Source organism: Sphingomonas sp. ID0503 (genome assembly GCF_048565625.1).
Lineage (GTDB): Bacteria > Pseudomonadota > Alphaproteobacteria > Sphingomonadales > Sphingomonadaceae > JBLZUR01.
Map to the genome: position 1 here is coordinate 1,204,631 of NZ_JBLZUR010000002.1, position 15,601 is coordinate 1,220,231.

9 protein-coding genes and 1 pseudogene are annotated in these 15,601 nt (G+C 67.3%); 4 read left to right on the forward strand and 6 right to left on the reverse strand.

The genetic code is table 11. From position 1 onward, the window contains the following. Positions 1-11 precede the first annotated feature (11 nt). A complete protein-coding gene (locus tag ACM608_RS06780) occupies positions 12-725 on the forward strand; it encodes a ribonuclease T2 (RefSeq protein ID WP_419682488.1) in 714 nt (237 codons plus the stop codon). Here ACM608_RS06780 and ACM608_RS06785 read toward each other — a convergent pair. From ACM608_RS06785 to ACM608_RS06795, 3 genes and pseudogenes are all read right to left on the reverse strand, one after another. Continuing rightward, a pseudogene (locus ACM608_RS06785) lies at positions 715-2,079 on the reverse strand (alginate export family protein). The gene ACM608_RS06780 and the pseudogene ACM608_RS06785 overlap by 11 nt on opposite strands. Next, a complete protein-coding gene (gene rimO, locus ACM608_RS06790) occupies positions 2,076-3,410 on the reverse strand; it encodes a 30S ribosomal protein S12 methylthiotransferase RimO (protein ID WP_419682489.1) in 1,335 nt (444 codons plus the stop codon). The pseudogene ACM608_RS06785 and the gene rimO overlap by 4 nt, the downstream one beginning before the upstream one ends. A gap of 49 nt (positions 3,411-3,459) precedes the next feature. Continuing rightward, the gene (locus ACM608_RS06795; protein ID WP_419682490.1) at positions 3,460-4,872 is read right to left on the reverse strand and encodes a helix-turn-helix domain-containing protein; all 1,413 of its coding nucleotides are present in this window, start codon (positions 4,870-4,872) and stop codon (positions 3,460-3,462) included. A gap of 125 nt (positions 4,873-4,997) precedes the next feature. On the opposite strand from ACM608_RS06795, the gene ACM608_RS06800 reads away from it, so the two are divergent. The 3 genes from ACM608_RS06800 to ACM608_RS06810 all read left to right on the forward strand — a co-directional run bounded on the left by ACM608_RS06800 (position 4,998) and on the right by ACM608_RS06810 (position 8,996). Continuing rightward, positions 4,998-5,165 (forward strand): hypothetical protein, encoded by a 168-nt coding sequence (locus tag ACM608_RS06800; protein WP_419682491.1) that lies wholly within the window; start codon positions 4,998-5,000, stop codon positions 5,163-5,165. Between the two features lies 1 nt (position 5,166). After that, positions 5,167-7,305: a malate synthase G gene (locus tag ACM608_RS06805; RefSeq protein ID WP_419682492.1), complete on the forward strand. Its 2,139-nt coding sequence runs from the start codon at positions 5,167-5,169 to the stop codon at positions 7,303-7,305. A 95-nt stretch (positions 7,306-7,400) separates the two neighbouring features. Then, a complete protein-coding gene (locus ACM608_RS06810; RefSeq protein ID WP_419682493.1) occupies positions 7,401-8,996 on the forward strand; it encodes an isocitrate lyase in 1,596 nt (531 codons plus the stop codon). A 71-nt stretch (positions 8,997-9,067) separates the two neighbouring features. On the opposite strand, the gene ACM608_RS06815 is transcribed toward ACM608_RS06810, so the two are convergent. From ACM608_RS06815 to ACM608_RS06825, 3 genes are all read right to left on the reverse strand, one after another. After that, entirely contained in the window at positions 9,068-12,478 is a 3,411-nt protein-coding gene (locus ACM608_RS06815; RefSeq protein ID WP_419682494.1) for an error-prone DNA polymerase, read from the reverse strand. A gap of 107 nt (positions 12,479-12,585) precedes the next feature. Continuing rightward, a complete protein-coding gene (locus tag ACM608_RS06820) occupies positions 12,586-14,724 on the reverse strand; it encodes a DUF6504 family protein (RefSeq protein WP_419682495.1) in 2,139 nt (712 codons plus the stop codon). Further along, entirely contained in the window at positions 14,639-15,403 is a 765-nt protein-coding gene (locus ACM608_RS06825; protein ID WP_419682496.1) for an ImuA family protein, read from the reverse strand. Before ACM608_RS06825 ends, ACM608_RS06820 begins: the two co-directional genes overlap by 86 nt. Positions 15,404-15,601: the final 198 nt, after the last annotated feature.

Here is a 15,601-nt window from a genome sequence, read left to right on the forward strand (position 1 = left end):
AAGGAGGACGGATGGCCGATCCAAGCGTGTCGATATGGAAGCCGGTGACCGGCGCATTCGTCGCTTTGTTGCCCATCACCGCCGTGGCGGCGCCGGTCTGTGCGGTTCCTGCGCGGGTCATTCCCGCGCCGGAGACTGCGCCGCCGCCGGGCGAGATCGTCCGGGATGCGCCGACGACGCATTATGTCCTCGCGATGACCTGGTCGCCGGAGTGGTGCCGGACGCATGCGGACAATCCCGACAGCCGGTTCGAATGCCACGACAACCGCTTCGGCCTGATCCTTCATGGCTTGTGGCCGAGCAATGCCGATGGGCGGCATCCGCGTTATTGCGGGCCAGCACCTGCCTTGTCGCCAGGCCTGGTGCGGCGGATGCTGTGCACCACGCCATCGGCCAAGCTCCTGCAGCACGAATGGGCGGCGCATGGCACCTGCGGCTGGGACAGCGCGGCACGGTATTTCGGGCAGGCAACGACGCTTTGGCAGAGGCTACGGCGACCCGAGTTCCGGGAGGACATGACGGCGGGTGCGATCCGCGACCGCTTCGTCGCGCTCAACCCGGCGCTACCGCGCAAGGGCGTCCACATCCGGGTGGCGAGCGGCAATCGGCTGGACGAGATCTTCATCTGCTACGACCTGAAGTTCCGGCCGCGCGGCTGTCCGATGGGACCCGGAACACCCGACGGCGTGCGGATCAGGGTGGAGCCGGTCGCGCCTAAAGGGTGAGTTCGAGCGACGCGTAGCCGTATTCGGTGTCGCTCGTGTCCGGTGCGTTCGGTGCCGTGCGGAGGAAGCGGCCCTTGGCGAGGTAAGCGGCGCCCGCCTCGGCGCGGAGCAGCTTCGGCACAATCCAATAGCGGACGCGCCCTTCGAGCTGGTGGCCGGCGAACTTGCCGGACGCTCCGGCCGCATCGCGAACCCCAGTCGCGCCGAAGCTGTCGGTCGCGCTGTCCAGCCAGGTCGGGCGGTAGGCGATGAACGCGTCGAGGCGGTCGGTCGGAACCAGATCGACTTGAACCTCGGGCGAGCTGAGGTTGGAGCGCTGGATCGGGCCGTAGAGGCTGGTCGGTCCGTATTCCCAGCGCCGCGCGCCGAACAGCGTGTCGAAGCGGTTATATCGGCCAGGACTGCGCTTGTCGCCGGAGCCGAGATCGTACTTGGCGGCGATGCGTGGCGACCATGCCGCGGCGAAGGTGTGGCCGATCTCGGCGTGGAGGAAGTAGGCCAAGACATCGAGGTCGGTGAGGTCGGTCGCAGCGGTAGAGCCGCGCGCCTAGCCGAACTGGTAATCCGCCTCGAAGTCCCAATCCCATGCTCCGATCGCCGGCTTGCGGAACGCGCGTGCGCCGGTCGTCCAGAGGCGGCGATTGCGGGTGGCGAAGCGACGCGTGTCGTGCTCGGTCAGGCGATAGCCGTAGAACTCGATCGATCCGCCGAGCACCTTCTGCTTGGTGAACGAGCCGCCCAAGAACTGGAGGTCGGTGCCTTCGTGATCCCAGCGGATCTTGTTGTCGGCGATGCCCTCCGCGTCGTTCGGCAGGCGGTTGTGTGGCATCAGCCAGAAGGCGCGGATCATGTCCTTGTCGGCGTTGGTCCAGTCGAGCCGGGCGCCGGTGAAGCTGTTGATCGTGTTGCGGAACTGGTTGCGGGCGATGAGGCGGCGCGAACCGTCGTTGAAGATCTGACGGCCAAGCGTGAGGACCGCGCTCCTGCCTCCGAGCGCCTCGGTGAAGTCGTAGCCGATATAGGCCTGGCTGAGTTCGAGGGCGTTCACCTCGGTGGTGCCGACGGAGGTCACGTCTCGCTGGAAGTACGCGCGGGCGTCGATCACCTCGCCGCCTACTCGGAAGCCGCTGTTCTCGTACTGGGCGAACAGGCGGGTCTGGATGGTGAGCGCCGCATCGTCCTTGTTGAGGGCGGGACGGAACTGCCCGTCGATGCCCTCGCCGCGAACCCGGATGCTGCCGTTGATCGTGACGCCTTCGGGCGAACCGATCGCTTTGTGGAGCGTCCCGTTCTGCATCTCCTGCGCGCTCGCTGGTACGGCAACGAGGGCGACAGCGAGCAGCGCGCGCCTCATGTCAGGATAGGAACCCCGAACAGCTCGTGTTCGTCGGCATCCTCGATCTCGACGCGAACGATGTCGCCTGCCTTCAGCCCCTCGGCATCGCGGAGGTGGACCTGACCGTCGATTTCCGGCGCGTCGGCCTTGGAGCGGCCGGAGGCGCCGCCCTCGTCGTCCGCCTCGTCGATGATGACGTCGAGGATGCGGCCGATCTTCGCCTGCAGCTTGGCGGCGGAGATAACGGCGGTCTTCTCCATGATGCGGGCGTAGCGTTCTTCCTTGACCGCCTCGGGCACGGCACCGGGCAGCTCGTTGGCGGGCGCGCCGGCCACAGGCTCGAACCGGAACGCGCCGACGCGGTCGAGTTGCGCTTCCTCCAGCCATTGCAGGAGGTAGTCCAAATCGGCCTCGGTCTCGCCGGGGAAGCCGACGACGAAGGTCGAACGGATGGCGATGTCGGGTGCGATCGTCCGCCAGTTGCGGATACGGTCGAGCACCTTGGCTTCGTTCGCCGGGCGCTTCATTGCCTTCAAGACGGAGGGTGCCGCGTGCTGGAACGGGATATCGAGATAGGGGAGGACGAGGCCCTCGGCCATCAGCGGGATGACCTGATCGACATGGGGGTAGGGGTAGACGTAGTGCAGGCGGACCCAGGGCGCGATGCGGCCGAGTTCGCGCGCGAGGTCCGTCATATGGGCGCGGGCCTCGCCGCCCTTCCACGGCCAGGAGGCGTGGCGCAGGTCGAGGCCGTAGGCGGAGGTGTCCTGGCTGATGACCAGCAGCTCCTTGGTGCCGGCGGCGACCAGCTTCTCCGCCTCACGAAGGATCGCGTCGGGGCGACGGCTGACGAGATCGCCGCGCAAGGACGGGATGATGCAGAAGGAGCAGCGGTGATTGCAGCCTTCGGAGATCTTCAGATAGCTGTAGTGGCGCGGGGTGAGCTTGAGGCCACTATCCGGGACCAGGTTCAGGAACGCGTCAGGCGGCATCGGCGCGGCGTCGTGGACGGCACCGACCACCTGTTCGTACTGATGCGCACCGGTGACGGCGAGGACCTGCGGGAACTTGGCGCGGATCGCCTCCGCCTCATTGCCCATGCAGCCGGTGACGATGACGCGGCCGTTCTCGGCCATCGCCTCGCCGATCGCCTCCAGGCTCTCCTCCTTGGCGGAATCGAGGAAGCCGCAGGTGTTGACCAGCACCACGTCGGCACCCGCATAGTCGGGGGACATGGCGTAGCCGTCCGAGCGCAGCTTGGTGAGGATACGTTCGCTGTCGACCAGGTTCTTGGGACAGCCGAGCGAGACCATGCCGACTTTCGGCGGGGAGGGAAGTACGCGTGCCATGGGAGCGCGCGCACATAGTCGATCGCCGCGCGATTTGCGAGGGGCGCGGTCAGACCTGCTGGAAGGGGTAGGGCGAGGCGGTCCGCTGGTAGGGGCTGACCGCCAGTGTGCGGGTGACGGGCGGCAACGCGCGGTCGGGACAGGCCGTCCGCTCGCAGATGTGGCAGGCCGGGCCGATCGAGTTGGCGCGGTCGAGCAGCAGGCCGTCGGCGGCAAGAATGCGGGGCGCGTGCTTCACATGACAGCCGAGAGCAATGGCGCGAGTGCTTCGCGCATTCCGGTTATGCGCGGGGTCTGGCAAGGTGCGGCAGATGGTGAAGTATTTTTCACCATCGGGCATTTCGACGATCTCCGACAGGCTTTGGCCGGGCGCCTGGAAAGCGCGGTAGAGGTTCCAGCGCGGGCAGGCGCCGCCGAACCGGGCGAGGGGCACGCCTTCCCCGGAGAAGCGCTTGGACACGGTGCCGGCGATATCGACCTTCAGCATGAAGAAGGGCGCGCCGCGTGCGCCGGTGCGCGCCAGGGTGGTCAGTCGGTGGGCGACCTGTTCGTACGAAGCACCAAAGCGGGTTTCCAGCAGCGCAATGTCGTAGCGCGACTCCTCCGCCGCGGCGAAAAAGCGACCATAGGGCATGACGAGTGCGGCCGCCGTGTAGTTGGTCAGCATGACGCGGAGCACGGCCTGAGCCTCGCCCTCAGCCCCGGCGCGGGCGATCTGGTCAGCGATTGGCCGGTCGAGGCTCAACATGCAAAGCTGGAACGCGGCGGCGAAGAGGCGCGCGGACGTGGGCAGGCGATCGGAGACGAGAAGCCGGCGGCGGTGGAGATCGTAGAAGCGGAGCGCGCTGCCCATCATCCGGTCGTTGGCGATCCGAAGCGAGACGCCGTGATCGCGCTCCAGCCGCTGGCGAAGCGCGACGTATAGGTCGGCAGGATCGTCCGGCAACTGGGCTGCGACGTCCTCCGCCGCGCTTTCCAGTTCGGGGAAGTGGTTGTGGTTCTGCTGGACGTAATCGCGCACCCAGTCGAGCGCCGAGCCGACGGCCCCCGATCCGCTCAGGCGGTCGATCGCGTCGGGGATGCGGCGGAGGTCGGTGACCGCCTGGTAGAGGCGGGTCATCGCCTCCACGACGCTCGGGTAGTTCTCGGCCAGCTCCATCGACTCATCTCGCGGCACGCCGATGTCACGGAGGAGCGGATCGGAGAAGATCTCACGCAGGCGGCCGGAGGCGTCGGTGGATGATCCCGCCACGAATTCGCGGATGTCGATGTCGTACACGTCGGCGAAGCGGAGCAGCATCTGCGCGGAGAGCGGGCGCTGGTTGCGTTCGAGGTGGTTCAGATAGCTGGGGCTGACGCCCAGCTCCTCGGCCATCTGCGACTGGTTGATCCCCAGCTCGCGCCTGAGCAGGCGGAGGCGGGGGCCTAGGTACAGCTTCCGATCACGACCACTTTCAGCCATGACTGTCACGTTGTCACATATTTACAAGATCGGCAAACATGATTGTGACATCACCACCTTGGGAGGGCTGTTCTGCGGGCCGGAGCCGAGCGTAGTACCGGTCCAACCGCAAAGGAGTGAATGCCATGGAGCCCCAGCGTTCCCGCGCCGTCTTCTCGTCCGAGGACTTCACGCTGATCCGCAATGCGATCGGCCGCTATCTCGAAGACAAGGACGCACCGGATTCGATCAAGTACGCGAACCTCTACCACCGGATCGGCCGCGTTGCCGGCGACGGCGGGGCTGCCCGCTGAGATGACGGACATGACGGTCGATCGTGCCGGGCTGCGCGTGGGAAGCAGCCTTGCCAGCTTCATCGATGATACGGTGCTGCCCGCGACAGGGCGGGATGCGGGCGCGTTCTGGGCGGGGGTCGCGGACATCTTCGCCCGCATGACGCCGCGCAACCGGGAGCTTTTAGCCAAACGTGACACGCTGCAGGCGCAGATCGATGCCTGGCATATCGACCGTCGTGGGCAGGCCATCGATGCGGCCGAGTATCAGGCGTTCCTGCGCGAGATCGGCTATGTCGTGCCGGAGCCGGAGGCTTTTTCGATCGCGCCGCACAATGTCGATGCGGAGGTTGCGACGATGGCGGGGCCGCAGCTGGTGGTCCCGATCCTCAACGCGCGCTTCCTGCTCAACGCCGCCAATGCGCGCTGGGGTAGCCTCTATGATGCGCTCTATGGAACGGATGCAATTCCGGGTGCGCCGCAGGGGAAGGGCTATGATCCGACGCGGGGTGCGCAGGTCATCGCCAAGGCCAAGGCGCTGCTCGATGAAGCCGTGCCGCTGGCTGACGGAAGCTGGGCTGATCTCGGCGAAGTGGCCGGGGAGATCGCGCTTGCCGATCCTACGCAGTATGTCGGCCGCAGCGAGAAGGGCCAGCTGTTCCGGCACAACGGCCTGCATATCGAGGTGGTGTTCGACCGGGCGCATCCGATCGGCCGGGATGATCCGTCCGGCATTGCCGACGTCATCCTCGAATCCGCGCTGACTACCATCTGCGATCTGGAGGATTCGGTCGCGGCGGTGGACGCCGAGGACAAGGTTGCGGCCTATGCCAATTGGCTGGGCCTGATGACGGGCGATCTGGAGGATACGTTCGAGAAGAACGGAGCGCCGCTGACCCGTCGACTGAACCCGGACCGGACCTATACCGCTGCCGATGGCAGCACCGTTACCTTGCCGGGACGCAGCCTGCTGTTCGTACGCAATGTCGGCCATCTGATGACGACGCCCGCGATCCTCCTGCCTGACGGAAGCGAGGCGCCGGAGGGGATCATGGACGCGATCTTCACGTCGCTGATCGCCGGGATCGACCTGAAGGGCCAGGGCAGGTTCCGCAACAGCCGGACGGGATCGATCTACATCGTCAAGCCGAAGATGCACGGTCCGGAGGAAGCGGGGTTCACCAACGACCTGTTTGATGCGGTCGAGGATCTGCTCGGCTTCGCGCGGCACAGCATCAAGGTCGGCGTGATGGATGAGGAGCGGCGGACCTCCGCTAATCTCGCCGCCTGCATCGCGGCGGTGAAGGACCGGATCGTCTTCATCAACACCGGCTTCCTCGACCGGACCGGTGATGAGATGCACACGTCGATGCAAGCGGGGGCGATGATCCCGAAGGCGGAGATGAAGGCGAGCGCCTGGATCAAGGCCTATGAGGACCGCAATGTCCGCATCGGCCTCGCCTGCGGACTCTCCGGAAAGGCGCAGATCGGCAAGGGCATGTGGGCCGCGCCGGACAAGATGGCCGACATGCTCGATCAGAAGATCGGCCATCCGAGGAGCGGGGCGAGCACCGCCTGGGTGCCGAGTCCGACGGCGGCGACGCTCCACGCCATGCACTACCATCAGGTCGACGTGTTCGCGCGCCGGGCGGAGCTTGCCGGCGAAGCGCCGCCGCCGATCGGCGATCTGCTGACGGTGCCGCTGGCGGGACAGCGCAACTGGACGCCGGAGGAGATCCGCGCCGAACTGGACAACAACGCGCAGGGCATCCTCGGCTATGTCGTGCGCTGGATCGACCAGGGCGTCGGCTGTTCCAAGGTGCCGGACATCCACGATGTCGGCCTGATGGAGGACCGCGCGACGCTGCGCATCTCCTCCCAGCACATGGCCAACTGGCTGCTGCATGGGGTCACGACGGAGGCGGAGGTGAAGGCCGCGTTCCGCCGCATGGCCGCGAAGGTCGATGCGCAGAACGCGGGCGACCCGCTCTACCGCCCGATGGCACCGGGCTTCGACGGGATCGCATTCAAGGCGGCGACCGCCCTCGTCTTCGAAGGGGTGGCGCAGCCCAACGGATATACCGAACCGCTCCTCCACCGCTTTCGCCAGCAGTTCAAGGCGGGGGTAGGAGCGCAGGGGGAGGCCAAGGCCGCCGCCTAAAACGCGGCATCGCGCGTGACAGCAATTGGCGGCGGACCGGCCGGTTCGCCGCGGGGAGGCGCTTTGCCTTCGACGATCGAGAAAGGGAGATCGATATGACATACCAGAACCAGACCCTGACCACGGGTGAACTGATCGCCGGCAATGGCCCGTCCTGGGCCGGGATCGACGCGGAGTCGGTGACGCGGATGCGCCTGCAGAACCGGTTCAAGACCGGCCTCGACATCGCCAAGTACACCGCGAAGATCATGCGCGAGGACATGGCCGCCTATGACGCGGACCCGGCGAACTACACGCAGTCGCTCGGCTGCTGGCACGGCTTCATCGGTCAGCAGAAGCTGATCTCCATCAAGAAGCATTTCGGCACCACCAAGCGCCGCTACCTCTATCTTTCCGGCTGGATGGTCGCCGCGCTGCGCAGCGAATTCGGCCCGCTGCCCGACCAGTCGATGCACGAGAAGACCAGCGTGCCCGCGCTGATCGAGGAGCTCTACACCTTCCTGAAGCAGGCGGATGCCCGCGAACTGGGCATGATCTTCCGCGATCTCGACAAGGCGCGCGAGAGCGGCAACGAGGTCGAGGTCGCCCGCATCGCCCACACGATCGACAATTACGAGACCCATGTCGTGCCGATCATTGCCGACATCGACGCTGGGTTCGGCAATGCCGAGGCGACCTATCTGCTCGCCAAGAAGTTCATCGAGGCGGGCGCCTGCTGCATCCAGATCGAGAACCAGGTGTCCGACGAGAAGCAGTGCGGCCATCAGGACGGCAAAGTCACCGTGCCGCATGAAGACTTCCTCGCGAAGATCCGCGCAGTCCGCTACGCCTTCCTGGAACTGGGCGTGGACGACGGCATCATCGTCGCGCGCACGGACTCGCTGGGCGCGGGCCTCACCAAGCAGATCGCTTTCGTTCGCGAGAAGGGCGACATCGCCGACCAGTACAACAGCTTCCTCGATGTCGAGGATGTCGATGCAAACAATGTCGGCCACGGCGACGTCCTGATCGCGCGCGACGGCAAGCTGGTGCGGCCGAAGCGCCTGCCGTCGAACCTGTTCCAGTTCCGCTCCGGCACGGGCGAGGATCGCTGCGTCCTCGACTGCATCACCTCGCTGGAGAACGGCGCGGACCTGCTGTGGATCGAGACCGAGAAGCCGCATATCGGCCAGATCGGCGGCATGGTCAGCCGTATCCGGGAGGTCATTCCCAACGCCAAGCTGGTCTACAACAACTCGCCGTCATTCAACTGGACGCTGAACTTCCGTCAGCAGGTGTTCGATGCCTGGACTGCGGCGGGCAAGGACGTGTCGGCCTATGATCGCGCCCGGTTGATGAGCGTCGATTATGACGCGACCGAGCTGGCGGCCGAGGCCGATGAGCGCATCCGCACCTTCCAGAAGGACGCGGCGGCGCAGGCGGGCATCTTCCACCACCTGATCACCCTGCCGACCTATCACACGGCGGCGCTCAGCACCGACAACCTCGCCAAGGAGTATTTCGGCGAGGCGGGGATGCTCGGCTATGTCGCGGGCGTGCAGCGCAAGGAGATCCGCGAGGGGATCGCCTGCGTCAAGCATCAGAACATGTCCGGCTCCGACATCGGCGACGACCACAAGGAGTATTTCGCGGGCGAGGCGGCGCTGAAGGCCGGCGGCGTCCACAATACGATGAACCAGTTCGCCGCGTGATCGGACTTTAGCCAATCACGTTCGGGGAGAGGAGGACCGGCCGTCGCGTTCGATCGCGGCGGCCGGTTTCGTCAGTGGAAGTCGCGGGTCTTCTGGCGGACGACATCCTCCGGGTCCATGCCGGTGCGGAAGGGCGCGTGGTAGCTGTCGCGCGGGGCGGGGCGCCAATCGGGCTTGCGGTCGCGGGGATCGATGGTGCCGCCATGGGTCGCGCCGTCGCCGGGGGTGGGGCGGAACGGGAAATCCATCTCTCCGACATGGCGCAGCATCGGCGTGTAGTCCGCGACATCGTCGGCGATGATGTGGGTGACCTGCCCCTCGCGCTGCAGCTGCCCCTTCACGCTGATCATCGCGGAGGAGAGGACGATGCGGCGCAGCGCCTCGAACCGGTGCGGCCAGAGGATGATGTTGGCGATGCCGGTCTCATCCTCGATGGTGATGAAGAGGACGCCCTTGGCCGATCCCGGCTTCTGCCGGACGAGGATGATGCCCGCGACCTCGACCTTGCGGCCGTCCTTCACCCGATCGAGATCACGTGCCGAGAGGATGCGGCGGCGGGCGAGTTCGGGGCGTAGGAAACTCAAGGGATGGGCGCGGAGCGTCAGCTGGGTGTGGCGGTAATCCTCCACCACCTCTCGCCCTTCGGTGAGCGGGCGGAGGGTGACGGCCTCCTCCAGCGCCTCCGCCTCGATCCGTTCGGCGCGGACATCGGCGGCGGCGAAGAGGGGGAGCTGTTTCGCGCCGAGACCGCGCACTTCCCAGAGCGCCTGGCGACGGTCCAGGCCGAGGCAACGGAAGGCGTCGGCATTGGCGAGCTTCTCAAGGGCGGCGGGGGGCACGCCGGTGCGGCGCCACATCTCCTCGACAGAGGTGAAGGGCTGGGTGCCGCGCGCGGCGACGATGCGGGCGGCGTCGGCGTTGGCGAGGCCGGTGACCTGGCGCATGCCGAGGCGGAGGGGGTGTAACATCCTCCCCAAGCGAAGCTTGGGGAGGGGGACCGCGTCGCGAAGCGGCGTGGTGAAGGGGAGGGCGCAACCGCCGCTTCGCGTCGCCCCTCCACCATGCTGCGCATGGTCCCCCTCCCCAAGCTCCACTTGGGGAGGATCTAGCAGGTGGCAATCCCAGCGGCTCTCGTTGACGCAGACCGGCAGCACCTCCACGCCATGTTCGCGCGCGTCGCGGACGATCTGGGCGGGGGCGTAGAAGCCCATCGGCTGGGCGTTGAGGAGCGCGCAGCAGAACACGTCGGGGTGGTGGCACTTCACCCAGGACGAGGCGTAAGCGATCTTGGCAAAGGAGGCGGCGTGGCTTTCGGGGAAGCCGTAGCTGCCGAACCCCTCGATCTGGCGGAAGGTGCGTTCTGCGAAGTCCGGGGTGTAGCCCTTGGCGATCATACCGTCGATCATGCGGTCCTTGTACGTCCCGACGCCGCCGGTGAACTTGAACGTCGCCATAGAGCGACGCAGGCCGTCCGCCTCCGCCGCCGTGAAGCCCGCGCCGACGATCGCGACCTTCATCGCCTGTTCCTGGAACAGGGGGACGCCGAAGGTCTTCTCCAGAACCGCGCGCAGTTCCTCCTTCGGGTATTCCGCCTTCTCCTTGCCTTCCCGTCGGCGGAGATAGGGGTGGACCATGTCGCCCTGGATCGGGCCAGGGCGGACGATCGCAACCTGGATGACGATGTCGTAGAATTCGCGCGGTTTCATTCGCGGCAGCATCGACATCTGCGCGCGGCTCTCGATCTGGAACACGCCCAATGTGTCGGCCTTGCAGATCATGTCGTAGACGGCGGGATCGTCCTTCTGCATCTCGTCCGACCACATGGTCAGGCGGATGTTCTTGTTCTCCGCCAGGAGATCGAAGGCGCGGCGCATGCAGCCGAGCATGCCAAGGCCGAGGATGTCGACCTTCATGAACTTCAGTGTCTCGATGTCCTCCTTCTCCCATTCGATAACGTGCCGCTTCTCCATCGCGGCAGGCTCGATGGGGACGAGGCTGTCGAGCCGTTCGCGGGTGAGGACGAAGCCGCCGGGATGCTGCGACAGATGGCGTGGCGTGCCGATCAGCTGGCGCGACAGGTCGAGGGTCAAAGCAAGGCGTGGGTCGGTCGCGTCGAGGTTGAGCTGTTCGACCTGATCGGTCTTCACGCCCTCGTTCGACCAGCCCCAGACCTGTCCGGCCATCGCCGCCGTCATGTCCTCCGGCAGGCCGAGCGCCTTGCCGACCTCCCTGACCGCGCCGCGCGCGCGGAAGCGGCTGACCACGGCGGTGAGCGCGGCATGATCGCGGCCGTAGGTGTCGTAGATCCACTGGATCACCTCCTCGCGCCGCTCATGTTCGAAATCGACGTCGATATCAGGCGGCTCATCGCGCTCGCCGGAGATGAAGCGTTCGAAGAGGAGCGTGTGCTTGATCGGGTCGATCGAGGTGATCTCAAGCAGGTAGCAGATCATCGAGTTCGCAGCGGAACCCCGGCCCTGGCAGAGGATATCCTGGCTTCGTGCGAAGCGGACGATCGAGTTTACGGTGAGGAAGTAGGGCGCGTATTCGCGCTCGGCGACGAGGCGGAGTTCGTGTTCCAGCTGTCGGGCATATTCGGGCGGGGGGCCGTCGGGGAATTTGGTGGCGAGCGCCTGGCGGCTCAGTCGTTCGAGCGCCTCCTGCGGGGTCTGGCCGCTCATCACGATCTCGTCCGGATATTGGTAGTCGAGTTCGGTGAGCGCGAAGGTGCAGCGTTCGACGATGTCGAGGCTGGCGCGGAGAGCATCGGGATAGTCCGCGAAGCGGCGGGCCATCTCCTCCGGCCCCTTCAGGTGGCGGTCGGCGGTGCGTTCGCGACGGAAGCCGAGATCGTCGATGGTGCATTTGTTTCGGATGGCGGTGACGACGTCCTGCAGCATCCGCTTGTCCGGACTGTGATAGAGGACGTCGCCGGTCGCGAGCGGGCGAACGCCGTGGCGGCGGGCGAGCGCATCGAGATCGTGGAGGCGGAGCGCGTCGTTGGGGCGGCGCTGCTGGGTCAACGCCATATGCGCGCGGTTGCCGAAGATGTCAGCGGTGAGGGCGAGCTGATGCTCGGTCCTCGCATCGGCCTCACCGGGGATGAGTGCTGCGACGAGGCCTTTCGCCTGCGCTTCGACATCCTCCCAGTGGAGGAAGCATTGGCCCTTCTCGCCCTTGGCCGGATCGGCGCGGAGCTTGCCGATGGTGAGCAGGCGGGTGAGGCGGCTCCAGGCGGCGCGATCCTCCGGCCAGACAAGCAGCGCGGAGCCGTCCATCAGGTCCAGGCGACAGCCGGTGACCATCCGCATGCCCGTGTCGCGTGCGGAGCAATGAGCGCGCACCAGCCCCGCCACAGAGTTGCGATCGGTGATGCCGAGCGCGGGCAGGCCGATCAGCTGGGCGGCGGCGAACAGCTCGTCGCAGGAGGATGCGCCACGCAGGAAGCTGAAATGCGTGGTGGTTTGGAGTTCGGCGTACACGGGCTTCCGCCAAACTCAATTGTCATGCCAGCGTAGGCTGGCATCGCTGAGATAAAGGGCGCTCAGGTTGAAAGCGATCCCAGCCTTCGCTGGGATGACAGGGGAAGTCACCCGAACAGGCCGTGAAGGTGCCAGCTCATGTCGCCGGTGCGGCCGTCAGCGCCGTCGCCGCGGCGGAAGAGCCAGAAGCGGGCGCCTTGGTCGTCCTCGACCCGGAAATAGTCGCGGACGGCGTCGGCTTCCCGACGCCCTCGCCACCATTCACCATAGATGCGTTCGGGGCCGTCGCCCCGGGTAACGCGATGGGGCTGGCCGCGCCAGGTGAAGCGCTTGGGGGGGCGGTCGGGGAGTTCGGCGAGGACGTTGGCGACCGGCTCCGGACGGCGGAGCAGGGTGACGGGGCGGGGCCAGTTGGTGGACCAGGCGGCACCCTCCGCAAGCGGGGTGATGCGCGTGGTGCTGCGTTCGGGGACGTCGCTTTCCACGGCGGCGCGGCGGAACAGGCGGCGAGGGCCGAGGCGGCCGGCGAGCTGATCGACGAGTGGCGCGAGGTCCGGCCGGTCATCGACCAGACCGCCGATCGCCTGCGCACCCAGCGGATCGCTGCGGATCGCGACGAGCCGGATCGCCTCGATCCCGAAGCCGGGGTCGATCCCCTCGATCCGCATCCGCATCAGGCGGAGGAGATGGGCGGCGTCACGGGTGGCGCGCGCGGTGCCGATGCCGGCGACCTGATCCCCGCCATCGACGCGGCGGCAGAGCATCGTCACCGCGCGCGCGCCGAGTCCACGCGCAGCAAGCTCCGCCATCAGGAGCGCCATGGCGTGGCGGATCGCCTCCTCGATCGCTTCGGCGGTGGCGATCGGTTCGAGGAAGCGGACCTCCGCCTCCGCCGCATCGGTGGGGATGACGGGGCAGAGCGGCTCGGGACGATGACCGAGCGCCTGATCGAGATGGCGGAGGAGGGTGCGGCCGAAGCGGCGGGTGAGTGGGCCGCGCGGCAGGGCCATGAGATCGCCCACCGTGTCGATGCCGAGCCGGCGGGCGGCGTCGGTGACGTGCTCTTCATCGCCTAGGCAGGTCAGGGGTAGGGGTGCGAGCGCCTCCGCCTCGCGGCCGGGTTCGAGGAGGGTGACGGGGCCGGGCAGATGGCGGGCCATGGCGTTGGCGGCGCGGCCGGTCTCCGCCACCGCGATCCGGGCGGAGAGGCCGAGGCGGGCGCAGAAGCGGCGGATGCGCGCGCAGGTCTTCGCTTCCCCGCCGAAGAGATGCGCGGTTCCGGTGAGGTCGAGCCAGAGGCCGTCGCCGGTCGCCATCACGGCGGGGCTCCAGCGGCGCGCGGCATAGTCGGCAAAGCGATCGAGGAAGGCGGCGTCGCCCGCCGGGTCGGCATCGCGTACGTCGAGGCCGGGGACGAGCGCGCGGGCATGGGTCAGCGCCATGCCGGGGGTGAGGCCGAGTGCCTGAGCGGCGGGGCAGGCGGCAGCGACGAGGATCTTGTTGCCGTGCTTTTGGGCGGTGACGAGGGGGCCGGTTTCCTCCTCCACAACCGTTCGGTTCGAACAAAGTCGAAGCGGTGCGTTCGTGGCTGGTTCTCGACTTTGCTCGAACCGAACGGTGAAGGGGGGGTGATGGGAGGGGGAGAGCGGGGCGATCGTCCTTGGCATATGGCCGTGGGTACTGCCGCGGTCGCGCGACATGCCTTCGGCGACGGCGCGGGTCATGATCGCGCCTTGCTGCCAGAATGCGCCTTCGAGGTTGTAGGGCGGGCGGGGCGCACGCGCGCCTTCGTCCGGAGGCATTGCTTTAAAGGGCATCGGCGCGGGTTCGCTGCGGCGGCCGAGTTCGCGCATCGCGGGGCGCTGGTGCGCGGGGAGCTGGTCGATCTGCGCCTGCAGTTCGTCGCGCTTGGCGCGCTTCTTCGCGATGCGGCGTTCCAGCCAGGGGTCGCTGCCCTCCGGTGCGTCCGGGCTTTGTGCCCAGCGTGCGCCGGGGCGCCAGCCGCCGGAGCGGTTGGGGATTAGGCCATCCTCCGTCCGTTCGGGCTGAGCCTGTCGAAGCCCCGGTGCCGGCCCTCTCACTGGCCCTTCGACAGGCTCAGGGCGAACGGCGTTGGGGGAGGAGGATCGGGTGAACGGGGGGTGGGGATCCGCCGGTGCCTCAGGCCGCTTGCCGGCGCGCGCCTCGATTGCCCGCAGCCGGTCGATCGCGAGCTGGGGCAGGTAGAGCGAGGCGACCCGTGGCATCACATTCCTCCAATATCCATTCATGGCCGTCGCCGCCGCGCTGGCGGGCGAGGGTGACGCGCCAGCAGGCGCGGCCGACGCCTTCGACGGGCAAAGGCGCAGACGGCGCGCAGGCCAGCCGCCAGCGGGTCATCGCCGCCGATGTCTCGGCCAGCGGATCGCTGCCCGATTTCTTATGGCGGCGGTGGAGGAGCGCCATGGTGCCGCCTTCCTCCGCCGCAAGCTGTAGCCGGCGGGTCGCAGCCATCGAGGCCTTCGCCACCTCCCCCACCACCGCGGCGAGGCCGCCATGGCGCAGGCCTTCCTCCATCACCGCCAGCACCTCCTCATCGGAGCGCGCCTCGGCATAGAGCACCCGATCGGCGTTCAGCCCGGCGCAGGCGAGGCCGGGGGCGAAGAGGTCGCGCCGGGTGAGCGTCCAGAGCACGGTGCCGGGGAGGCGGGCGGCGATCCCGGTGACGAACAGGGTGGCGGCGGCATCATCCCACAGGCCGGAGGACGCGCCCGCCGCCTCGTGCAGCGCAGCCAGGGCCAGGCCGCCCTCGGCAAGCCGGCCGTCGATCTCGTTGATGCCGAAGGGCAGGGCACCGGCATCACCGCGGCGACCGGCATGTTCGATCGCCTGCACTTCCGCACGCAGGGCGGCCAGACGGACATCACGGGCAGGCGACAGGGACACGGCGACTCACAATCTCTATGTTCCTATTATGTTCCGTTCTCGGAGTGCGAGTGTCAATCGCTCACAGGTGCTTCGAGCGGCCAAGTCGATCAGGATGATTGGAGCAATCGGTTATCCCCGCACCGGGCATAGGGGTATCAGGACGCATGGCGATCGGAGGCGGTCGCCCTCCCCAAGGTACGCTTCAGAGGAGCCTGA